The following is a 20,756-nucleotide window of genomic DNA, read 5'->3' as shown; positions in this document are numbered from 1 at the left end:
GGGTCAGCCTCCCACTGCCCAGCGGGCATAGGCGCCGCCGAACAGTTCGAATTTCGCAAGGAACGCCACGATCACCACCCAGGCCAGCGACATCGGCAGGAACACCTTCCAGCCCAGCCGCATCAACTGGTCATAGCGGTAGCGCGGCACGATGGCCTTGACCATGGCAAAGAGGAAGAAGAACCCCGCCATCTTCAGCACCATCCAGATCGCCCCGTCGGGCAGCCCCGGAATGGGCGAGAGCCAGCCGCCGAAGAACAACAGCGTCATCAGCGCGCACATCAGGAAGATGGCGATGTATTCGCCCGCCATGAACAGCAGGAAGGGCGTCGAGGAATATTCGACCTGATAGCCCGCCACCAGTTCGGACTCGGCCTCGGGCAGGTCGAAGGGCGGGCGGTTGGTCTCGGCCAGCGCCGAGATGAAGAACAGGAAGACCATCGGCAGATGCGGCAGCCAGTACCACGAGAAGATGCCGAAACTGCCATCCTGCGCCGCAACGATGGCGCCGAAATTCAGCGAGCCGGTGGACAGGATCACCCCGATGATGATCAGCCCGATCGACACCTCGTAGGAAATCATCTGCGCGGCCGAGCGCAGCGAGCCGAGGAACGGGTATTTCGAGTTCGAGGCCCAGCCCCCCATGATGACCCCGTAGACCTCGAGCGAGGAGATCGCGAGGACATAAAGGATCGCCACGTTGATATCGGCCAGCACCAGCCGGTCCGAGAACGGGATCACCGCCCAGGCCAGCATCGCCATGACAAAGGCGATCATCGGCGCCAGCAGGAACACCGGCCGGTCCGCGCCCGCGGGCACGACGACCTCCTTGACCACATATTTCAGCGCATCGGCCACCGTCTGCAACAGCCCGAAGGCGCCGACCACGTTGGGCCCCCGGCGCAACTGCACCGCCGCCCAGATCTTGCGGTCGCCATAGACGAGAAACAGCAGCGAGATCATCACGAAGGCAATGACCATCAGCGACTGCGCCATGATCGTCAGCGCCAGTCCGAACCCGCTATCCAGAAAATTCGTCATCTCGTCCCTTCGTCCCTCAGACTGCCGGTATTCCCCGCCCCACGCAATCGGCCACGACCACCTCGGCGTCGATGGTCCTGACCCCGCGGGGCAGCGAGGTCGACATCGTGTAGACGGCATCGGCCTTGACCACGCCGACACGTTCCGTCCCGAACTGCGTGCGCACATGGCGCAGGAAGCCCATGCCCTGCACCAGCGCGAAATTCGCCGCCGCGCAGCGCGCATAGGCCTCGATCATCGCGGTGCTTTCCGGGTCGCGCATCCGCACGACCATGTTCACCAGATCCGCGCTGAGAAGCGCTGCCTCGGCCCCCAGATAGGCCGGAGCCCGCTCGCCCGGGCGGGCCGCCACGCCCAGATCGGGCTGGGGCGCGGGCGGCGGTACATCGGGCGCGCAGGCGCCTGCCCCGGCCATCAGCGCCAGCGCCACCACCGGCGCCATATGATTGCGAGCCCCCCCCACGCGCCTATTCCGCAGCCAGCGGCGCCGCACGGCGCGCCCTGGCATTGGCCGACAGTTCGGCCATCAGGGCCGAGGCCCGCGCAATCGGGTTGGTCAGGTAGAAATCCCCCACCGCCGGCAGGAACGCCCCGCTGCCCAAGGGCGCGGCGGGCAGCGGATCCCACAGGTTTTCCGGCAACTCGTCGATCAGGCCCAGATGCGGGAACCGCCCGACCAGCCGCTTGCGCAGCGCCGCAAGCGTGTCATAGGGCAGCGCCGCGCCCAGCTCGCCCGACAGCGCGCGCAGGATCGCCCAGTTCTCGCGCGCATCGCCCGGCGGGAAACCGGCGCGCAGCGCCAGTTGCGCCCGGCCCTCGGTATTGACGAACAGCCCCGGCTCCTCGGTCCAGGCGGCACCGGGCAGGATCACGTCGGCCCGATGCGCGCCGCGGTCGCCATGGCTGCCCTGATAGATCACGAAGGGGCCGGGCGCGATGTCGATCTCGTCCGCGCCCAGGTTCAGCACGACATCCGCGCCCTCCATCAGCCCGGCAAGACCAAGCGCGCTGACGCAGCCCAGGTCCATCGCGCCGACCCGCGCGGCGGCCGTATGCAGCACCAGCATCCCGCCGCCGGTCCTTTCGGCCAGCAGCATCGCCGCCGCCAGCACCGCCGCGCCATCGGCCTCGCGCAGCGCGCCCTGCCCGACGATCACCAGCGCATCCTCCTGCGGCCCCGCATGCTCGACCAGACGCGCCAGCGCCGCGCGGTCGCTGCCCAGATCGGCGACGTCATAGGTCAGATCGGCCCCCGGCCCGACCCGCCGCACCGTCGCGCCATGCAGCCACGCCTTGCGGATCCGCGCGTTCAGCACCGGCGCCTCGGCGCGCGGGTTGGTGCCGATCAGGTAGATGTTGCGTGCCCGGTCGATATCCTCGATCGCGGCATTGCCGACATAGGCCGAACGGTTGCCCGCAGGCAGCCGCGCCCCGTCCACACGGCATTCCACATGCCCGCCCTGCTCCTCGACCAGCTCCTTCAGCGCAAAGGCGGCCTCGACCGGCACCAGATCGCCCACGAGCCCCGCAAGCTTCCGCGCGCCCCTTATCGCCGTGGCGGCCGCCGCCAGCGCCTCGGGCCAGGTGGCGGGACGCAGCTTGCCGTTCTCGCGGATATGGGGCCGGTCAAGCCGCTGGCGGCGCAGCCCGTCCCAGACGAAGCGGGTCTTGTCCGAGATCCATTCCTCGTTCACGCCGTCATGGTTGCGCGGCAGGATGCGCATGACCTCGCGGCCCTTGGTGTCGACGCGGATGTTCGAGCCAAGCGCATCCATCACGTCGATGGTCTCGGTCTTGGTCAGTTCCCAGGGCCGGGCGGTAAAGGCATAGGGCTTCGAGGTCAGCGCGCCCACCGGGCACAGGTCGATGATGTTGCCCTGCAACTCGCTGTCCAGCGTCTGGCCCAGATAGGAGGTGATCTCGGCATCCTCGCCGCGCCCGGTCTGGCCCATCTGGGTGATGCCCGCGATCTCGGTGGTGAAGCGCACGCAGCGGGTGCAGGAAATGCAGCGCGTCATGCAGGTGGCGACCAGCGGACCCAGATCCAGATCCTCGGTGGCGCGCTTGGGCTCGCGGTAGCGACTGAAATCCACCCCGTAAGCCATTGCCTGGTCCTGCAGATCGCATTCCCCGCCCTGGTCGCAGATCGGGCAGTCCAGCGGGTGATTGATGAGCAGGAACTCCATCACCCCTTCGCGCGCCTTCTTGACCATGGGGCTTTTCGTGCGCACGACGGGCGGCTGGCCTTCGGGACCGGGGCGCAGGTCGCGCACCTGCATCGCGCAGGAGGCCGCGGGTTTCGGCGGGCCGCCGACGATTTCCACGAGGCACATCCGGCAGTTCCCGGCAATCGACAACCGTTCGTGATAGCAGAAGCGCGGCACCTCGATGCCCGCCAGTTCGCAAGCCTGAAGCACGGTCATCGCGGGGTCGACCTCGATCTCGTGCTCGTCGATGATGATCTTGCGTAGCTCTGCCATGCCCTTGCCCTGTCGTATCCCTTCCGCGCGCGCCTCGGCGGCGCGGGCCTTTCTCAGCGGTTCCTGCCGCCGCCCCGGCGCTGTCCTGCCGCCGCCCCCATCCTCATCGCGCCCTCAACAGAACGCCGACCTGGCTGTTGCGCGCGATCTCGGTTCGGCCCACCGGACAGTAGCTGGCCCCCTCGCCCGGTCGCACGCCGCGCGCCACCAGCCAGGCGCGGGCGGAGTCCTCGATGCGCTTTTTCTCGGCCTTGTCCGAGACATAGGTGTCGATCTCGCGGTCGGAATAGCCCGCAGCGCTGGCCACCCGCTTCAACTCTCGCATGTAGCCATAGGCGCGGACCATCCGGGGCTCGATGCTGTCGCAATTCTTGCGGATCATGTCGGCGATGGCGATCACGGTCAGCCCCCGATTGACCTCGGCATGCTCGCGCAGCGGCGGGCGGGCCTCGGCGGCATGGACGGTTCCGGTGGCCATGAGAACGGCAAGGACGGCAGAGAGGATCGGGCGCATCGGCGGCATTCCTTTCGGGACAGCGCGGGGCGCCGACAACCGGCCCCCGTCGCTGCCCGAAATGGGGCCGCAGGGCGCTGCTATGCAATAACAGCCCCGCGCACTCGCGCTTATGTGCGCCCCGCCCCTCACTCGGCCGCGACCGCGCTGAGACGGCCGGTCTTGCGGGCCTTGATGCGGTCCTCGATCTCGTCGCGGAAATGCCGGATCAGGCCCTGGATCGGCCAGGCCGCGGCATCGCCCAATGCGCAGATCGTGTGTCCCTCGACCTGTTTCGAGACATCGAACAGCATGTCGATCTCCTCGATCTCGGCCTCGCCGGTGACCAGCCGCTCCATCACGCGCATCATCCAGCCCGTGCCCTCGCGGCAGGGGGTGCATTGGCCGCAGCTTTCGTGCTTGTAGAATTTCGACAGACGCCAGATCGCCTTGATGACATCGGTGGACTGGTCCATCACGATCACCGCCGCCGTACCGAAGGCCGAACGCTGGTCGCGCAGCCAGTCGAAATCCAGGATCGCCTCGTCGCAGATGCTGGCCGGGATCAGGGGCACGGAGGAACCGCCCGGGATCACCGCCTTGAGATTGTCCCAGCCGCCGCGCACCCCGCCGCAATGCCGGTCCAGCAGCTCGCGCAGGCCGATCGACATGCTTTCCTCGACCACGCAGGGGTGGTTCACATGGCCCGAGATCGCAAAGATCTTGGTGCCCGCATTGTTCGGCCGCCCGAAACTGGCGAACCAGTCGCCGCCGCGGCGCAGGATGGTGGGCACAACGGCAATGGATTCGACATTGTTCACCGTGGTCGGGCAGCCATAAAGCCCCGACCCCGCCGGGAAGGGCGGCTTCATCCGCGGCATACCCTTCTTGCCCTCCAGGCTTTCCAGCAGCGCGGTTTCCTCGCCGCAGATATAGGCGCCCGCGCCGTGATGCAGGTAAAGGTCGAAATCCCAGCCCGTCTTTGCCGCGTTCCGGCCCAGAAGCCCGGCCTCATAGGCTTCGTCGATGGCGGCCTGAAGCGCCTCGCGCTCGCGGATATATTCGCCGCGGATGTAGATGTAGGCGGTGTGCGCCCCCATCGCGAAGCTTGCGATCAGCGCCCCTTCGATCAGCGTGTGGGGGTCGTGGCGCATGATCTCGCGGTCCTTGCAGGTGCCCGGCTCGGATTCATCGGCGTTGATGACCAGGTAGTGCGGCCTCCCGTCGCTTTCCTTCGGCATGAAGGACCATTTAAGACCGGTGGGGAAACCAGCCCCGCCACGGCCGCGCAGACCGGATTTCTTCATCTCGTCGATGATCCAGTCCCGGCCCCTGGCGATGATCGCCGCCGTGCCGTCCCAATGACCCCGGGCGCGCGCGCCGGAGAGGGTACGGTCATGCATCCCGTAAAGATTGGTGAAGATGCGGTCCTGGTCGGTCAGCATGGTTCATCCCCGTTGGTCCCGGCCATTCGGCCGGATCTTGTCCGTTGCGCCCCGCTTCTGGCGGGACACCGGGCCCGGCGCAGACCGGGCAGGTGCGGCCACCGGCAGGACACCCTGCCATGGTCCGCGATCCGCGGGGGAGGCGGGCGGCGGGTTCGGGCGCAGTCCATCATTCTGGACCAGACCCGTTAGCCCGCCGCGCGTCGACGTCGTTCGCCCCCACCCTTTACGGATGGCTCAGTCGTTCTTCCCCTCGTCTGCCTTCTTCGAGAACTCGGTCTCGCCGCCGGCAGCAAGGATCTTGGCCTGCGACACCCATTCGTCGCGGCTGACCCGGCCCTTGAACCCTTCGAGGTTCTCATCGACCCAGGCCACCTCTTCGGGCGTCCATTTCGCGATCTGGTCGTAGTGGTAGAAGCCCAGATCGTTGCACAGCTTCTCAAGCTTGGCACCGACGCCCTTGATCCGCGTCAGATCGTCCGCACCACCCTTGCGCGGGGCCTTGAGCGCGGCGGGACGCTTGCCGGTCTCGGCGACAGCGGCGGGCGCGGGCGCAGCGGCAGGTGCAGGGGCGGCAGCCGGTTTCGGCGCGGCAGCAACAGGTTTCGCGGCCGTTTTCGGCACGGTCGGCGCAACCTTGACGGCATCGGCGCCCGGCTTCTTCGAGGGCACGATCACCTTGGCGGCATTCGCGTCCAGATAGGGTTTGCGGGCGGCTTCGCCGTCGCGCAGCTTCCTGGCCTTGGCGGCCATGGCTTCGTCGGTCTGGCAGAAATTCGCGATCAGGAAGAAACCTGCCACGAGACCGGTGCCAGCACCCACGGCCAGCGACGCCAGCGGCCACAACTCGAGCCAGGCGGCAAAGGCCATCGCGAACAGGCCGATCACGGCGGCCACCAGCCACCAGAAGATGGCGAACTTGAACTTCGCTTCACTGCGAGAAATATTCATCTCTTGTCTCCGCTTCGACGGTTATTCGTCCGACGCCCTTTGTAGCGCGTCATCCGCCATCTGTCTTGACGTCTTCCGCCGCAGCCCCCGACCGCCGCCAGGGCGTCAGAAGCGGCACTTCGGTACCCTCGATCCGCTTGATCGTGTCGCCGATGGTCCGCGCCAGATCGACCGAGGCATTATGCTCCATCCGCCGCCCGCCCTGCCCGGTCAGGCTGGTCGGCCCGCCCAGGGGTTCCGAGGCGAAGCGGCCATTCTGCGGCCCAGGCAGCGGCACACGGCCCGCGGCCAGTTCGTCGAGGATGAAGGACAGCCGCTCGGCAGTCAGATCCTCGTAGTAATCCTTGCCGATCTGTACCATCGGCGCGTTCGCGCAGGCGCCCAGGCACTCGACTTCTTCCCAGGAAAAGCGTCCATCGGCCGACAGCTTGTGCGGGGTGTCGGCAATCTTTTCGCGGCAGACCCCGATCAGATCCTCGGCACCGCAGATCAGGCACGACGTGGTGCCGCAGACCTGGACATGGGCCACCGAGCCGATCGGGGAAAGCTGGAACATGAAGTAGAAGGTCGCCACCTCGAGCGCCCGGATATGCGCCATGCCCAGCATGTCGGCGACATGCTCGATCGCGGGGCGGGTCAGCCAGCCCTCCTGCTCCTGGGCACGCCACAGAAGCGGGATGATCGCGCTGGCCTGACGGCCGGGCGGATACTTGTCGATCTGGGCCTCGGCCCACGCCCGGTTGGCGGGCGTGAACGCGAAGCTGTCCGGTTGCTCGTGGTGCAGACGCCGCAGCATTATCTCTTACATTCTCCCGAAAGCAGTTGGACGCCTTGCTGGGCGTTCTGGGTGTCCACCTCGCCGCGCGCGTGCAACTCGACGACGATAAGGCCAAGCTTTTCGCGGTCAAAGCCGGTGGCACTTTCCACCTGCGCGGCCTGTTGTTCGTTGTTGACCATGCATCCGACCGCGATCATCGCGGCGCGGAAGCTGTCCAGATCGGCGTCCGTGAACGCGGGCTGGGCCATGGCGGATACGGGCGACAGGGCGGCGAGGATCGCCAGGGTCTTGAGGGGTTTCATGGGGGATGCTCCGAAGGTTACGGGCGCGGGCGACCGCGCCGCTGTCATGGATCCCGCGCGCTGCCGCGCGGTCCGGTCCGTGGGCGACCTCATGCCGCCCGCCGGATTCACAACAGCCCCCTTCCGATGCCGGCGGCCCCCCGCCGACATCCCAGCCCTGCCCGCCGCGGGACGCGACGCACATTGCTTGCCACCGGCCCCAGCGCCAGCGGCTGCCATGCCCGCAACAGGGGCGGATATGGCCTGCGACCGGCTCATCGGTCGATCTCTCCGAACACCACGTCCATCGTGCCGATGATCGCGGCAACATCGGCCAGTTGATGGCCGCGCGTCATGTGGTCCAGCGCCTGAAGATGCAGGAAGCCCGGCGCGCGCAGCTTGGCGCGGTAGGGGCGGTTGGTGCCATCGGCCACCAGATAGACCCCGAACTCGCCCTTGGGCGCCTCGACCGCGGCATAGACCTCGCCCGCGGGGACGTGGAACCCCTCGGTATACAGCTTGAAGTGATGGATCAACGCCTCCATCGAGGTCTTCATCTCGGCCCGTTTCGGCGGCGCGATCTTGCCGCGGCTCAGCACATCGCCCGTTTCATGGCGCAACTTCTCGCAGGCCTGCCGGATGATATGCGTGGACTGGCGCATTTCTTCCATCCGCACCAGATAGCGGTCATAGCAATCGCCATTCTTGCCGATGGGCACCTGGAATTCGAACTCGTCATAACATTCATAAGGTTGCGCCCGGCGCAGATCCCAGGCCATGCCCGATCCGCGCACCATCACGCCGGAAAAGCCCCAGTCCAGCGCCTCTTGCTGGGAGATGACGCCGATATCCACGTTGCGCTGCTTGAAGATGCGGTTCTCGGTCAGAAGCCCGTCCAGATCGTCAAGCACCCGGGGGAAATCCTCGGCCCAGGCGTCGATATCCTCGATCAGGTCGGGCGGCAGATCCTGATGCACGCCGCCTGGCCGGAAATAGGCCGCATGCAGCCGCGCCCCGCAGGCCCGCTCGTAGAAGATCATCAGCTTCTCGCGTTCCTCGAAGCCCCACAAGGGCGGGGTCAGCGCGCCGACATCCATCGCCTGCGTGGTGACATTCAGCAGGTGGTTCAGCACCCGGCCGATTTCCGAATAGAGAACCCGGATCAGCTGCGCCCGGCGCGGAACCTCGGTCCCGGTCAGCCTTTCGATGGCCAGACACCAAGCATGTTCCTGGTTCATCGGCGCGACGTAATCCAGCCGGTCGAGATAGGGCAGGTTCTGAAGATAGGTGCGGCTTTCCATCAGCTTCTCGGTGCCGCGATGCAACAGCCCGATATGCGGATCGGCGCGTTCGACGATCTCGCCGTCCAGTTCAAGCACGAGACGCAGAACGCCATGCGCCGCAGGGTGTTGCGGGCCGAAATTGATGTTGAAGTTGCGGATCTTCTGTTCGCCCGCGCGCATCCCGATGGCGTTGTCCTTCATCTCACACCCCCACCCGATGCGATTGCCAGACGGCAGGCACGCGCCCCAGCCGGTCGGCCACGAAATCATATTGCGGCGCAAGCCATTCCACCGCCGCGCGCCGCTGGTCGCGGCTCATCGGCACCGGCACGCCGGCATGAACGCGCAGGCTGATTTCTGCGGGTTGGGGCGCGATCCCCAGAAAACCGCAGATGCGGTCGACCGATGCCTGCGAAAAAAGTTCCTCGTAGAAGGAAAGGCACAGCCGCGAAGGATCGACCGCCGCCCAGAGCCGCGTCAGCACCGCGCGGTAATCGCCCCGCTCGGCGATATGGGTTTCCTCGCCCGCCAGCACCCGCGCCAGAATCCGCCCCGCCCGGGGTCCGATCGCCTCGCCCGGATTGGCGCGGCGGCGCGCAATCATGCGCACATGACTCCAGAGCCGGTCGACCGGATCACGCAAAAGATAGACGAAGCGCACATCCGTCGCCATCGCCGCCATCCGTTTCAACCGCCCCACCGGCAACAGCGCATACGCTGGCGTTATGTCAGCAACAAGGCGACGGCCGCCGCGACCGGCGGAAAGATAGTCCAGATAGGCCGCCTCGGTGCCTGCCGACAGGGCCGCCGACCAGTCCGCCAGATCGGCCATGCGCCGGGCGCGCGTCTCGGCCCGGGCGCGGCTGGCCGGCACCGGGCGCGCGGCAAGACGGGCCCGCTCTTCGTCAAGCTCCGTCCGCGCGCGCTCCAGCCGACCCTCCTCCAGGGTATCGAAGAAATGCAGTTCCTTGATCGAGCGCAGATGACATTCGGGATGGCCCGCCAGATAGCGGTGCAGCCAGCTGGTGCCCGCCTTGGTCGCGCCGACCCCGAACAGAAGCGTCGCCTCTCCGGTCATGGCCGCCCCTTGGCCCCGGCGGCCTTGCTGTCGCCCGGCAGGATGTAATCCGCGCCTTCCCACGGGCTCATGAAATCGAACAGCCGGTATTCCTGCGTCAGTTTCACCGGCTCGTAGACCACGCGCTTCTCGGTCTCGGAATAGCGCACCTCGGTATAGCCGGTGGTGGGGAAATCCTTGCGCAGCGGATGGCCGCGAAAGCCGTAATCGGTCAGGATGCGGCGCAGGTCCGGATGGCCGGAAAAGATGATGCCGAACATGTCGAACACCTCGCGCTCGAACCAGTTGGCCGAGGGGTGGACAGACGCGATGGAGGGAATCATCTGATCCTCGCGCAGGGCGCATTTCACCCGGATCCGCTGGTTCTGGTACATCGACAGGAAGTGATAGACCACATCGAAGCGCGCCTCGCGCTCGGGGTAGTCGACCGCGGTGATGTCGACCAGCGTCGAGAACCGGCAGGTGGCGTCGGCGCGCAGGAATTCTGCCAGCGCCACGATCGCGGACGGCGCGGCAGTCACGTTCAGTTCGCCATGCGCCACGTCCCAGCCGATCACGCTGTCGCTGCGGCGCGCGGCAACATACTGGCCGAGTTCGCTCAGCGCATCATCCATGGATCATCCTCCCAAAGCGCATGGCACGGCTATGCGCCCTCCTCCGCCTTCCTTCTGGGGCAAGGCGGGTGCGGATGTATGTGACCATGTCACATCCCGCCCCGACACGCGCCGCGCCCTGGGTTTTCGCCCGGCCGCTCATCGCACGATGGTCCCGGTGCGGCGGATCTTGCGCTGCAATTGCAGAATTCCATAGAGCAGCGCCTCGGCGGTCGGCGGGCAGCCCGGAACGTAGATATCCACCGGCACGATCCGGTCGCAGCCGCGCACCACCGAATAGGAATAGTGGTAATAGCCGCCGCCATTGGCGCAGGAGCCCATCGAGATCACATAGCGCGGCTCGGGCATCTGGTCATAGACCTTGCGCAGCGCGGGCGCCATCTTGTTGGTCAGCGTACCCGCCACGATCATCAGATCCGATTGGCGCGGGCTTGCGCGCGGCGCGGTGCCGAAGCGTTCCAGATCATAGCGCGGCATCGAGACATGAATCATCTCGACCGCGCAGCAGGCGAGGCCAAATGTCATCCAGTGCAGCGAACCTGTCCGCGCCCAGTTGATGATATCCGCCGTCGAGGTGACCAGGAAGCCGCGATCCTGCAATTCGGCATTCAGCGCGCGCGTGGCCTGTTCGGCATCGGGACCGGCGGTCGTGGGGTTCGTCGTCACGCCCATTCCAGCGCCCCCTTCTTCCATTCATAGGCAAAGCCCACGGTCAGGACGCCCAGGAACACCATCATCGACCAGAAGCCCACCATCCCCATCTCGCCGAAGGACACGGCCCAAGGGAACAGGAAGGCAATCTCGAGGTCGAAGATGATGAACAGGATCGCCACCAGGTAGAATCGCACGTCGAAACTCATCCGGGCATCGTCGAAGGCGTTGAAGCCGCATTCATAGGCCGAAAGCTTCTCGGGATCGGGGTTCCTGACCGCGATCACCACCGCCGACAGCATCAGCAGCAGGCCCAGGGCCACCACCATGCCGAAGAAGATCGCGATGGGAAGGTAATTGCTCAGAAGCTCTTCCACCGGGTTCTCCCTTTCGTCCTGCGCGCATTTCTGACTCTGTCGCGCGTCTTTTCCCTGTCCGACGTTAGCCGGGACGCCGGGGTCGGGTCAACAAAGCCCGAAAGCCGACATCGGCCCTCTGTTAACCCGGTCTGCCGGAAATGTATACAGTTGTGCGCACTGAAAAGGCGCCGGAATGACGCATTGCACCAAAACATCGCCATTACAGCGACTTCCGGGCATGTGTTCAGGAGATTTTCAGGGGCGCAGACGGGCGCTCAGCCGTCCTGATCGGCCACCCAACGCGGTTTGCGCCGCTCGAAGAAGGCCGCGATTCCCTCGGCCGCCTCGTCGCATTCCCAGGCCGCGACAAGGCGGGCGATGCTGTCCTCGATCACCGCCTCGTCGATGCGTGGACCCAGCGCGCGCAACTGTGCCTTGGCGCGCGCCACCGCACCGGGCGCGCAGGCAAGGAAGGGCGCGATCTCGGCCTCGGTCGCGGCGTCAAGCTCGGATTCCGGCACCGCCCGCGCCAGAAGCCCCAGCGACACCGCCTCGCCCGCATCGAAGCGGCGGCCCGACAGGAACACCCGCCGAGCCGCGGCCTCGCCCAGCCGCGCCGCGACATAGGGGCCGATGGTGGCCGGGATCAGGCCCAGCCGCGTCTCGGTCAGCGCGAAGCGCGCGGTGTTCACGCCCACCGCCACATCGCAGACCGACATCAGCCCTACCCCGCCGCCATAGGCCGGCCCCTGCACCCGCCCGATCAGCGGCCTGGGCATCGTGTTCAGCGCGTCCAGCATCTGGGCCAGCCGCCGCGCGGCCGCCGCGCGGGTGGGTCCATCGGCCCCGATCTGGGCCTGCATCCAGGCCAGATCGCCGCCCGCGCAGAAACTGGCGCCATTGCCGGTCAGCACGACCACGCGCACCGCGGGATCGGCGCCCAGCCGTTCGGCCGCGGCATGAAGCGCCGCGATCAGGTCTTCGGACAGCGCGTTGTGCTTGTCGACCCGGTTCAGCACCAGCCGCGCAACGCCGCGCCCGTCGATCTCGATCCCCAGTTCCTCACGCATCGCGCCCGTCTCCCTCGCCTCTGCGCATCGCCCGCGCCATTGCCGCCGCCGCCTCGATCACCGCCAGATCAAGCCCGGTCGCGTAGCCAAGTTCCGCCAGCCGCGCCGCCACCGCCTCGGTCGCCACATTGCCGGTGGCGCCCTTTGCATAGGGGCAACCGCCCAGCCCCCCCACCGCCGCATCGAAGACACGGAGCCCCAGCGCAAGCGACGCCTCGATATTGGCCAGCGCCCGGCCCGCGGTGTCATGGAAATGCCCCGCCAGCCGGTCGGGCGGCGCGACCTCCAGCACCGCGCGCAGCATCGCGGTTACACTGTCCGGCGTGCCCTGCCCGATCGTGTCGCCAAGACTGATCTCGTAGCAGCCAAGGTCCATCAGCCGTTCGGCGACCCAGGCCACCTTGTCGGGCGGGGTCGGCCCGTCATAGGGGCAATCGGTCACGCAGGAAATGTAGCCGCGCATCCGCATCCCGTCGGCGCGCGCCGCCTCGGCCACGGGGGCGAAGCGGTCAAGGCTTTCGGCGATGGAGGCGTTGATATTGGCCCGGCTGAACCCTTCGGAGGCCGCGCCGAAAATCGCGATCTCGTCCGCGCCTGCGGCTTTGGCCCGTTCATAGCCCTGCATGTTCGGCGTCAGCGCGGCATAGCGCACGCCCGGCGCGCGGGCGATGCCCGCCAGCACCTCGGCGCCATCGGCCATCTGCGGCACCCATTTCGGGCTGACGAAACTTGCCACCTCGATCCGCCGGAACCCGGCACGCGACAGCATGTCGATCAGCGCGATCTTTTCAGCCGTGGGAATCGGGCGCTTCTCGTTCTGCAACCCGTCGCGCGGGCCGACCTCAAAGATCTCGACGCGCTCAGCCATCCTCGTCCTCCAGCCGGATCAGGGGCGCATGCGGTTCGACCTGGGTGCCGGGGGCGACCATGATTTCGGCCACCACCCCGTCGCGCGGGGCGGTCAGGGTGTGTTCCATCTTCATCGCCTCGAGAATGGCCAGCGGCTCTCCCGCCGTCACCGCCTGCCCTGCCGTGGCAAAGACCGCCTTGACGAGGCCGGGCATCGGCGCCTCGATCACGCCGGAATGGGCATGCGCGGCGGCGGCCCGGTCCAGCGGATCGAGCGGCACGAAACCGAAGGTGCCCGCCTCCCCGGCAAAGACATGGATCGCGCCGCCCGCCCGCAGCACCGGCCCCGGCGCGCGGCCCGCTATGCGCCAGCCGCCCGCATCGCGATGCGCCTCAAGCAATTCGCCCGCGATCTCGACCTCTGCGCGGCCGGGACCGGTGGCCATCACCACGCCCGAGATTTCCGCGCCCGCATGGGCCAGCGTCAGCGTCCGGCGCAAGGGCGACCAGAGCGCAAAGCCCGCCAGCGGCCCCTCGGGCAGCGCGGCGGCCTCCAGCAGAGCGGCGGCCTGAACGGCCAGCGAGGGGCCGGGCGCCTCGGTCAGCGCGGCAAGATCGCGTTCGATGAGGCCGGTGTCCACCTCGCCCCGCGCGAACCCTTCATGCCGGGCAAGACGGCCGAGAAAGGCCAGGTTCGTCACCGTGCCCGCCACCTGCGTCTCGTCCAGCGCGCGCGCCAGCCGGTTCAGCGCGACCGCGCGGGTGGGGCCATGCACGATGATCTTGGCGATCATCGGGTCGTAGAACGGGCTGATCCGGTCGCCGGTGCGCACCCCGGTATCGGCGCGCAGCCCGGGCGGAAAGGCCAGATGGGCCAGCGTTCCGGTCGCGGGCAGGAAACCTGCGGGCACGTCCTCGGCGTAAAGCCTGGCCTCGAAGGCGTGGCCGGTCAGCGGGATGTCGTCCTGGGCGAGCGGCAGCCCCTCTCCGGCGGCGACGCGAAGCTGCCATTCCACCAGATCGAGCCCGGTGATCGCCTCGGTTACGGGATGTTCGACCTGAAGCCTCGTGTTCATTTCCATGAACCAGAACCGGTCCGGCCTGAGCCCGTCCGAGCCATCGACGATGAACTCGACCGTGCCCGCACCGCGATAGCCGATGGCCCTGGCGGCGCGGACGGCCGCCTCGCCCATCGCGGCGCGCATCTCGGCGGTCATGCCGGGCGCGGGGGCTTCCTCGATCACCTTCTGGTGGCGGCGTTGCAGCGAGCAGTCGCGTTCGTAAAGATGCACGGCGTCCGAGCCGTCGCCAAAAACCTGAACCTCGATATGGCGGGGTTTCTCGACATATTTCTCGATCAGCACCGCATCATTGCCGAAGGCATTGCGCGCCTCGGACCGGGCGGCGGCCAGCGCGGCGGGGAAATCGGCCGCGGCCAGCACCTTGCGCATGCCCTTGCCGCCGCCGCCCGCCACGGCCTTGATCAGCACCGGGTAGCCGATCGCCTCGGCGGCACCGGCCAGATGCGCGTCGTTCTGGTTCTCGCCGTGATAGCCCGGCACGACCGGCACGCCCGCCTGTTCCATCAGCGCCTTGGCGGCGTCCTTCAGCCCCATCGCCCGGATCGCGGGCGCCGAGGGGCCGATGAAAGTAAGCCCCGCAGCCTCGACCGCCTCGACGAAATCGGGGTTTTCGGACAGGAAGCCATAGCCCGGATGGATCGCCTGTGCCCCGGTGGCCCGGGCGGCGGCAATGATCCGGTCGGCACGCAGATAGCTTTCGGCCGGCGCTGCGCCGCCGATCGGCACCGCCTCGTCGGCGGCCGCGACATGGGCGGCGCATTCGTCCACGTCGGAATGGACGGCGACGGTGGCCACGCCCATCCGGCGGGCCGTCTCGATGATGCGGACCGCGATTTCGCCGCGGTTGGCGATGAGGATTTTCCTGAACATCCGTGCCTCTTGTTGCGGTCGCCTGCGGGGGGCCAGCCCCCCCGCACCCCCCGGGGTATTTGGCCCAAGAAGAAGGAGGGGGCGGGGGCGGGGCTACATCCGGAAGACGCCGAAGCGGGTTTCTTGGATCGGGGCGTTCAAGGCCGCCGAAAGCGAGAGCGCGAGCACCGCGCGCGACTTGCGCGGGTCCACGATGCCGTCATCCCAGAGCCGGGCCGAGGCATAGAGCGGGTGGCTCTGGCGCTCGAACATCTCGACGGTGGGGCGGCGGAACTCGGCCTCCTCCTCGGGCGACCAACTGCCGCCCGCCCGTTCGATGGCGTCGCGCTTGACCGTCGCCAGCACGCCCGCGGCCTGTTCGCCGCCCATCACCGAGATGCGGGAATTGGGCCAGGTCCAGAGGAAGCGGGGCTGATAGGCGCGGCCCGCCATGCCGTAATTGCCCGCGCCGAAGCTGCCGCCCACGATCATGGTGATCTTGGGGACATTGGTCGAGGCGACGGCGGTGACCATCTTGGCGCCATGGCGCGCGATGCCCTCGTTCTCGTATTTGCGACCGACCATGAAGCCGGTGACGTTCTGAAGGAAGATCAGCGGCGTACCGCGCTGGGAGCAGAGTTCGACGAAATGCGCGCCCTTCTGGGCGGATTCCGAAAAGATCACGCCGTTATTGGCGATGATGCCCACGGGGATGCCCATGACATGGGCGAAGCCCGTCACCAGCGTCTCGCCGAAGCGCGGCTTGAACTCGTCGAAGCGCGAGCCGTCGACGATGCGCGCGATCACCTCGCGGATGTCATAGGGCGTGCGCAGGTCGGCCGGCACCACGCCCAGCAATTCCTCGGGGTCGTAGGCCGGGTCTTCGGGGGATTCCAGCCGCACGGTCGCGGGTTTCTCGCGGTTGAGATGCGCGATTGCCCGGCGGGCAAGCGCCAGCGCATGGGCATCGTCCTCGGCCAGGTAATCGGCCACACCCGACAGCCGCGTATGCACGTCGCCACCGCCCAGATCCTCGGCCGTGACCACCTCGCCAGTGGCGGCGCGCACCAGCGGCGGCCCGGCCAGGAAGATCGTGCCCTGCTCGCGCACGATGATGGTGACATCCGACATGGCGGGCACATAGGCACCGCCCGCGGTGCAGGACCCCATCACCGCGGCGATCTGGGGGATGCCCTTGGCCGACATCCGCGCCTGGTTGTAGAAGATGCGGCCGAAATGGTCGCGATCGGGGAAGACCTCGTCCTGGTTGGGCAGGTTGGCGCCGCCCGAATCGACCAGATAGACGCAGGGCAGATGGCATTCCTCGGCGATTTCCTGGGCGCGCAGGTGCTTCTTGACCGTCAACGGGAAATAGGTGCCGCCCTTCACGGTGGCATCGTTGCAGACCACCATGACCTCCTGGCCATGCACCCGCCCGATGCCCGCGATCACGCCCGCCGCGGGTGCCTCGCCACCATGGATGCCATGTGCGGCCGTCGCGCCGATTTCCAGGAACGGCGCGCCCGGGTCCAGAAGGTTCGCCACCCGTTCGCGCGGGAGCATCTTGCCGCGCGCGAGATGGCGCTCGCGCGCCTTGGCGCCGCCGCCCAGAGCGGCCAGCGCGGCGGCCTCCTCGACCAGGCGCAGCGCGTCCAGATGGGCGGCGCGGTTGGCGCGGAAGGCGTCCGAACCGGGGATCGCGGCAGAGGTCAGGCGCATGACCGAACCTCCCCAAGGCGGGCCATCTTGCGGATCATGGCATCGTTCCTCCCTTGGACCGGCCCGCACTGTCCCTCCCCCGGACGGCGCGGGCCTTGGGTCTACTTTGTCTGCATGTAGCGTAGCGCATTTTCGTAGAACAACGCGCGTTCGGCCATCTGTTTCATCGTGCAACTGGCCGCGGCGGTCACGCGATAGGGCGTGCCGCGGCGCAATCCGGCCTCGATCCAGCAGCGGGTCTCGCTCCAGCGGTCCCACTCTGCCTGTTCCTTGGCCATGTCGTCGGTCATCTTCGCCTTCTGCTGCTGGGCCTCGGGCGTCTTGGCGAAGGCGGCATCGGCCTTTTCGGCTTCGGCCAGCATCGCCCTGAAGGCGACATCCATCCGGCCCTTCCAGTATTCGGCCTCGGATTGCAGGCAGACCGCGCTGTCGCTGACCGAGGCGCCCTTGACCTTCTGGATGCAGGCGCGGGCGGCCTCGCCCACGCAGAGGATCGCGGCGCCGGGGCGCTTTTCCTTTTCCATGCAGGCCAGCGTCGCGTCGGGCTTGAACTCGATCACCTGCGCCGCGGCAGGACCGGCAAGCGCCAGCGTCGCGGCCAGAAGAAGGGGGAGTCGCATGGGATCACCTCTCAAAGTTGAGTTTATGACTCAGCTTTACTCCATCGCCTTCATCAGTTCACGCCCCACCAGCATGCGCCGGATCTCGGATGTGCCGGCGCCGATCTCCATGAGCTTGGCATCGCGGAACAGCCGCGCCACGGCGCTGTCGGCAAGAAATCCAGCCCCGCCCATGGCTTGCACCGCCTGATGGGCCTGTTTCATCGCCTCTTCGGAGGCGTAAAGCACGCAGGCGGCGGCATCCTGGCGCGTCACCCGGCCGCGATCACAAGAGCGTGCAACGGCATAGACATAGGCCCGCGCGCTGTTCATCGCCGTGTACATGTCGGCGATCTTGCCCTGCATCAGCTGGAAACTCCCGATCGACTGCCCGAACTGCTTGCGGTCGCGCATGTAGGGCATGATCTCGTCCAGACAGGCGGCCATGATTCCGGTGCCGATGCCGGCCAGGACCACGCGCTCGTAGTCCAGGCCCGACATCAGCACCCGAACGCCCTTGCCCTCCTCGCCAAGGACGTTCTCGAAGGGGACTTCCACATCGTCGAAGATCAGTTCGGCCGTGTTCGAGCCACGCATCCCGAGCTTGTCGAAATGCGGAGACGTGGAAAACCCCTTCATCGTTTTCTCGATGATGAAGGCCGTGATGCCCCTGGGGCCGGCCTCTGGGTCGGTCTTGGCATAGACCACCAGCGTATCGGCATCGGGGCCGTTGGTGATCCAGTATTTCGTGCCGTTCAGCGTGTAATAGCCGTTCTTCTTCTCGGCGCGCAGCTTCATCGACACGACGTCGGACCCCGCCCCGGCCTCGGACATGGCCAGCGCGCCGACATGGTCGCCCGAAAGCAGGCCGGGCAGGTATTTGCGTTTCTGCGCGTCACTGCCGTTCAGCTTGATCTGGTTGACGCACAGGTTCGAATGCGCCCCGTAGGACAGCGACACCGAGGCCGAGGCGCGCGCGATTTCCTCGACCGCGATGACATGGGCCAGATAGCTCATGCCCGCGCCGCCATATTCCTCGGGCACGGTGATGCCCAGCAACCCCAGCTCGCCCATCTCGCGCCAAAGCGCATGCGGAAAGACGTTGGTGCGGTCGATCTCGGCGGCCATCGGCTTGACGCGCTCCTGCGCCCAGCGATGCACCATGTCGCGTAGCGCGGCGGTGTCCTCGTCGAGGTCGAATTCCATCGTGGCGGTGAACATCCGGCGCGCCTCCTCCCGGCACTTATTGAACGCTTGTTCATTAAATAGCACCCCGACGGGTGCGGCGTCAATCATGCTGGCGGGCACGGGCGTCGCACCTAGCTATGTGGCAGAAACCACCCCGGAGAACCCACCATGATCCGCCATGCCCTTGCCGTGCTTGTTGCCCTGCTGCCGATTGCCGCCCCCGCACAGGAGGTCGGGCGCGTCGGGGTGGACTGGACCGGAAACGACATCATCCTCGAGGCGGTGGCCGATCCCAAGGTCAAGGGGGTGACCTGCCACATCGCCTATTTCAGCCGTTCGCTGATCGACCGGCTGAGCCAGGGCAACTGGTTCGAGGATCCGTCCAACGCCTCGATCGCCTGCCGCCAGACCGGCCCGATCGAGATCGGCAATATCGACCGCAGTCGCGGCGGCGAGGAGGTGTTTCGCGAAAGCCGGTCGCTGGTGCTGAAATCGCTGCGCGTGCGGCGCGTGTTCGACGAGGCGAACCAGACGCTGATCTATCTGGTCCATGCCCGCGAACTGACACAGGGCTCGGCCAAGATGTCGATCTCGACCGTGCCGCTTTATCGCTCGGGCGCCGAGTAGCGGCCCCGGCGCGGGCGCCCCGCTCAGCCGGCGGTGGCGCCTTCCTTCTTGTGATCGGTATGAATCATCAGCGGCGCCGCCTCCGAGGTCACCGCCTCCTCGTTGACCACCACTTCCTCGACGCTGTCCATGCCGGGCAGGTCGAACATGGTGTCGAGCAGGATATCCTCCATGATCGAGCGCAGGCCGCGCGCGCCGGTCTTGCGCGCAATCGCCCGCTTGGCGATCGCCGACAGCGCGTCGGTGGTGAAGGTCAGCTTGACGCCCTCAAGCTCGAACAGCCGCTGGTACTGCTTGACCAGCGCGTTCTTGGGCTCGGTCAGGATCTGCACCAGCGCGGGCTCGTCCAGATCCTGAAGCGTGGCGATCACCGGCAGACGGCCCACGAATTCCGGGATCAGTCCGAATTTCAGCAGATCCTCGGGTTCCAGTTCCTTGAACATCTCGCCCACGCCGCGGGTGTCGTTCTCCTTGACATCGGCACCGAAACCGATGGCCGAGCCCTTGCCGCGCTGGGCGATGATCTTTTCCAGCCCCGCGAATGCGCCGCCGCAGATGAACAGGATGTTCGTGGTGTCCACTTGCAGGAATTCCTGCTGCGGATGCTTGCGCCCGCCCTGCGGCGGCACCGAGGCGACCGTGCCTTCCATGATCTTCAGAAGCGCCTGCTGCACCCCCTCGCCCGAGACATCCCGCGTGATCGAGGGGTTGTCGGACTTGCGGGTGATCTTGTCGACCTCGTCGATATAGACGATGCCGCGCTGGGCGCGTTCGACATTGTATTCGGATGCCTGAAGCAGTTTCAGGATGATGTTCTCGACATCCTCGCCGACATAGCCCGCCTCGGTCAGCGTGGTCGCATCGGCCATCGTGAAGGGCACATCGAGGATCCGCGCGAGCGTCTGGGCCAGAAGAGTCTTGCCGCAGCCGGTCGGGCCGATCAGCAGGATATTCGATTTCGACAGCTCGATATCGCCCGATTTCGCGCCGTGATTCAGCCGTTTGTAATGGTTGTGAACGGCAACCGACAGCACGCGCTTGGCATGCATCTGGCCGATCACGTAATCGTCCAGAACCGAGCAAATATCCTTGGGCGTCGGCACCCCGTCGGTGGATTTCAGACCGGTGGTCTTGGTCTCCTCGCGGATGATGTCCATGCACAGTTCGACACATTCGTCGCAGATGAACACCGTCGGCCCGGCGATCAGCTTGCGCACCTCGTGCTGGCTCTTGCCGCAGAACGAGCAATAGAGCGTGTTCTTGGAGTCGCTGCCTGAAGTCGTCGCCATGTCGGTCCTCTGCGGTCGTTCTGTGCGGCC

Annotated in this window: 20 protein-coding genes and 1 pseudogene; 1 reads left to right on the top strand and 20 read right to left on the bottom strand. The window is 66.9% G+C overall.

The genetic code is table 11. The annotated features are described in order from the left end of the window. Positions 1 to 3: 3 nt before the first annotated feature. The 19 genes and pseudogenes from nuoH to GH815_RS03065 all read right to left on the bottom strand — a co-directional run bounded on the left by nuoH (position 4) and on the right by GH815_RS03065 (position 18,843). The gene (nuoH, locus tag GH815_RS03155; protein WP_153747302.1) at positions 4 to 1,041 is read right to left on the bottom strand and encodes an NADH-quinone oxidoreductase subunit NuoH; all 1,038 of its coding nucleotides are present in this window, start codon (positions 1,039 to 1,041) and stop codon (positions 4 to 6) included. Positions 1,042 to 1,057: 16 nt separating this feature from the next. Then, positions 1,058 to 1,483, bottom strand: coding sequence for a hypothetical protein (locus tag GH815_RS03150; protein WP_153747301.1), 426 nt, complete (start codon positions 1,481 to 1,483; stop codon positions 1,058 to 1,060). 25 nt (positions 1,484 to 1,508) lie between these two features. Then, a complete protein-coding gene (gene nuoG, locus GH815_RS03145) occupies positions 1,509 to 3,521 on the bottom strand; it encodes an NADH-quinone oxidoreductase subunit NuoG (RefSeq protein ID WP_153747300.1) in 2,013 nt (670 codons plus the stop codon). Positions 3,522 to 3,624: 103 nt separating this feature from the next. Further along, entirely contained in the window at positions 3,625 to 4,035 is a 411-nt protein-coding gene (locus tag GH815_RS03140) for a DUF5333 domain-containing protein (RefSeq protein WP_153747299.1), read from the bottom strand. 128 nt (positions 4,036 to 4,163) lie between these two features. Further along, positions 4,164 to 5,459 (bottom strand): NADH-quinone oxidoreductase subunit NuoF, encoded by a 1,296-nt coding sequence (gene nuoF / locus GH815_RS03135; protein WP_153747298.1) that lies wholly within the window; start codon positions 5,457 to 5,459, stop codon positions 4,164 to 4,166. A gap of 237 nt (positions 5,460 to 5,696) precedes the next feature. Next, a complete protein-coding gene (locus tag GH815_RS19115; RefSeq protein WP_246176294.1) occupies positions 5,697 to 6,410 on the bottom strand; it encodes a hypothetical protein in 714 nt (237 codons plus the stop codon). A gap of 79 nt (positions 6,411 to 6,489) precedes the next feature. Next, a pseudogene (nuoE, locus tag GH815_RS03125) lies at positions 6,490 to 7,206 on the bottom strand (NADH-quinone oxidoreductase subunit NuoE); the annotation flags it as partial. Further along, positions 7,206 to 7,490 (bottom strand): hypothetical protein, encoded by a 285-nt coding sequence (locus GH815_RS03120; protein WP_153747296.1) that lies wholly within the window; start codon positions 7,488 to 7,490, stop codon positions 7,206 to 7,208. The gene GH815_RS03120 and the pseudogene nuoE, both read right to left, overlap by 1 nt. A 254-nt stretch (positions 7,491 to 7,744) precedes the next feature. Continuing rightward, positions 7,745 to 8,953, bottom strand: a complete 1,209-nt coding sequence (locus tag GH815_RS03115; protein ID WP_153747295.1) for an NADH-quinone oxidoreductase subunit D — start codon at positions 8,951 to 8,953, stop codon at positions 7,745 to 7,747. A 1-nt stretch (position 8,954) separates the two neighbouring features. After that, positions 8,955 to 9,830 (bottom strand): sulfotransferase family protein, encoded by an 876-nt coding sequence (locus GH815_RS03110; protein ID WP_153747294.1) that lies wholly within the window; start codon positions 9,828 to 9,830, stop codon positions 8,955 to 8,957. Further along, positions 9,827 to 10,444, bottom strand: a complete 618-nt coding sequence (locus GH815_RS03105) for an NADH-quinone oxidoreductase subunit C (RefSeq protein ID WP_153747293.1) — start codon at positions 10,442 to 10,444, stop codon at positions 9,827 to 9,829. The genes GH815_RS03110 and GH815_RS03105 overlap by 4 nt, the downstream gene beginning before the upstream one ends. A gap of 138 nt (positions 10,445 to 10,582) precedes the next feature. Continuing rightward, on the bottom strand, positions 10,583 to 11,116 hold the full coding sequence (locus GH815_RS03100; protein WP_153747292.1) for a NuoB/complex I 20 kDa subunit family protein: 534 nt from the start codon (positions 11,114 to 11,116) through the stop codon (positions 10,583 to 10,585). Beyond that, entirely contained in the window at positions 11,107 to 11,472 is a 366-nt protein-coding gene (locus tag GH815_RS03095) for an NADH-quinone oxidoreductase subunit A (protein ID WP_343030632.1), read from the bottom strand. Before GH815_RS03095 ends, GH815_RS03100 begins: the two co-directional genes overlap by 10 nt. 257 nt (positions 11,473 to 11,729) lie before the next feature. Continuing rightward, on the bottom strand, positions 11,730 to 12,524 hold the full coding sequence (locus GH815_RS03090) for a crotonase/enoyl-CoA hydratase family protein (RefSeq protein WP_153747291.1): 795 nt from the start codon (positions 12,522 to 12,524) through the stop codon (positions 11,730 to 11,732). Continuing rightward, complete coding sequence (locus GH815_RS03085) at positions 12,517 to 13,392, bottom strand: hydroxymethylglutaryl-CoA lyase (RefSeq protein WP_153747290.1); 876 nt, start codon at positions 13,390 to 13,392, stop codon at positions 12,517 to 12,519. The genes GH815_RS03090 and GH815_RS03085 overlap by 8 nt, the downstream gene beginning before the upstream one ends. Then, positions 13,385 to 15,325 (bottom strand): ATP-binding protein, encoded by a 1,941-nt coding sequence (locus GH815_RS03080; RefSeq protein WP_153747289.1) that lies wholly within the window; start codon positions 15,323 to 15,325, stop codon positions 13,385 to 13,387. Before GH815_RS03080 ends, GH815_RS03085 begins: the two co-directional genes overlap by 8 nt. Positions 15,326 to 15,418: 93 nt before the next feature. Beyond that, positions 15,419 to 17,023, bottom strand: a complete 1,605-nt coding sequence (locus tag GH815_RS03075; protein ID WP_153747288.1) for a carboxyl transferase domain-containing protein — start codon at positions 17,021 to 17,023, stop codon at positions 15,419 to 15,421. A 101-nt stretch (positions 17,024 to 17,124) separates the two neighbouring features. Further along, entirely contained in the window at positions 17,125 to 17,643 is a 519-nt protein-coding gene (locus GH815_RS03070; RefSeq protein ID WP_153747287.1) for a lysozyme inhibitor LprI family protein, read from the bottom strand. Positions 17,644 to 17,679: 36 nt separating this feature from the next. Next, positions 17,680 to 18,843 carry an isovaleryl-CoA dehydrogenase gene (locus GH815_RS03065; protein ID WP_153747286.1) on the bottom strand — a complete coding sequence of 388 codons (1,164 nt, stop codon included), beginning with the start codon at positions 18,841 to 18,843 and terminating at the stop codon, positions 17,680 to 17,682. A gap of 135 nt (positions 18,844 to 18,978) precedes the next feature. Between GH815_RS03065 and GH815_RS03060 the strand changes: the two genes are divergently transcribed. Beyond that, positions 18,979 to 19,437 carry a CreA family protein gene (locus GH815_RS03060; RefSeq protein WP_153747285.1) on the top strand — a complete coding sequence of 153 codons (459 nt, stop codon included), beginning with the start codon at positions 18,979 to 18,981 and terminating at the stop codon, positions 19,435 to 19,437. Between the two features lie 23 nt (positions 19,438 to 19,460). On the opposite strand, the gene clpX is transcribed toward GH815_RS03060, so the two are convergent. Continuing rightward, a complete protein-coding gene (gene clpX, locus GH815_RS03055; protein WP_153747284.1) occupies positions 19,461 to 20,726 on the bottom strand; it encodes an ATP-dependent Clp protease ATP-binding subunit ClpX in 1,266 nt (421 codons plus the stop codon). Between the last annotated feature and the right edge of the window lie 30 nt (positions 20,727 to 20,756).

Source organism: Rhodovulum strictum (genome assembly GCF_009649175.1).
Classification (GTDB): Bacteria; Pseudomonadota; Alphaproteobacteria; order Rhodobacterales; family Rhodobacteraceae; genus Rhodovulum; species Rhodovulum strictum.
The sequence above is the reverse complement of the archived record's forward strand: the minus strand, read 5'-3'. Positions and strand labels throughout refer to the sequence as shown.

What these genes read in the sequence shown, in the direction of transcription:
- GH815_RS03120 (WP_153747296.1), bottom strand. Translation starts at nt 7,490, where the DNA reads ATGAAACCCCTCAAGACCCTGGCGATCCTCGCCGCCCTGTCGCCCGTA.
- GH815_RS03115 (WP_153747295.1), bottom strand. Translation starts at nt 8,953, where the DNA reads ATGAAGGACAACGCCATCGGGATGCGCGCGGGCGAACAGAAGATCCGC.
- GH815_RS03100 (WP_153747292.1), bottom strand. Translation starts at nt 11,116, where the DNA reads ATGGGCGTGACGACGAACCCCACGACCGCCGGTCCCGATGCCGAACAG.
- GH815_RS03075 (WP_153747288.1), bottom strand. Translation starts at nt 17,023, where the DNA reads ATGCGCCTGACCTCTGCCGCGATCCCCGGTTCGGACGCCTTCCGCGCC.
- GH815_RS03065 (WP_153747286.1), bottom strand. Translation starts at nt 18,843, where the DNA reads ATGTTCACCGCCACGATGGAATTCGACCTCGACGAGGACACCGCCGCG.
- GH815_RS03090 (WP_153747291.1), bottom strand. Translation starts at nt 12,524, where the DNA reads ATGCGTGAGGAACTGGGGATCGAGATCGACGGGCGCGGCGTTGCGCGG.
- nuoG (WP_153747300.1), bottom strand. Translation starts at nt 3,521, where the DNA reads ATGGCAGAGCTACGCAAGATCATCATCGACGAGCACGAGATCGAGGTC.
- GH815_RS19115 (WP_246176294.1), bottom strand. Translation starts at nt 6,410, where the DNA reads ATGAATATTTCTCGCAGTGAAGCGAAGTTCAAGTTCGCCATCTTCTGG.
- nuoH (WP_153747302.1), bottom strand. Translation starts at nt 1,041, where the DNA reads ATGACGAATTTTCTGGATAGCGGGTTCGGACTGGCGCTGACGATCATG.
- GH815_RS03085 (WP_153747290.1), bottom strand. Translation starts at nt 13,392, where the DNA reads ATGGCTGAGCGCGTCGAGATCTTTGAGGTCGGCCCGCGCGACGGGTTG.
- GH815_RS03060 (WP_153747285.1), top strand. Translation starts at nt 18,979, where the DNA reads ATGATCCGCCATGCCCTTGCCGTGCTTGTTGCCCTGCTGCCGATTGCC.
- clpX (WP_153747284.1), bottom strand. Translation starts at nt 20,726, where the DNA reads ATGGCGACGACTTCAGGCAGCGACTCCAAGAACACGCTCTATTGCTCG.
- GH815_RS03105 (WP_153747293.1), bottom strand. Translation starts at nt 10,444, where the DNA reads ATGGATGATGCGCTGAGCGAACTCGGCCAGTATGTTGCCGCGCGCCGC.
- GH815_RS03070 (WP_153747287.1), bottom strand. Translation starts at nt 17,643, where the DNA reads ATGCGACTCCCCCTTCTTCTGGCCGCGACGCTGGCGCTTGCCGGTCCT.
- GH815_RS03110 (WP_153747294.1), bottom strand. Translation starts at nt 9,830, where the DNA reads ATGACCGGAGAGGCGACGCTTCTGTTCGGGGTCGGCGCGACCAAGGCG.
- GH815_RS03080 (WP_153747289.1), bottom strand. Translation starts at nt 15,325, where the DNA reads ATGTTCAGGAAAATCCTCATCGCCAACCGCGGCGAAATCGCGGTCCGC.
- GH815_RS03150 (WP_153747301.1), bottom strand. Translation starts at nt 1,483, where the DNA reads ATGGCGCCGGTGGTGGCGCTGGCGCTGATGGCCGGGGCAGGCGCCTGC.
- GH815_RS03140 (WP_153747299.1), bottom strand. Translation starts at nt 4,035, where the DNA reads ATGCGCCCGATCCTCTCTGCCGTCCTTGCCGTTCTCATGGCCACCGGA.
- nuoF (WP_153747298.1), bottom strand. Translation starts at nt 5,459, where the DNA reads ATGCTGACCGACCAGGACCGCATCTTCACCAATCTTTACGGGATGCAT.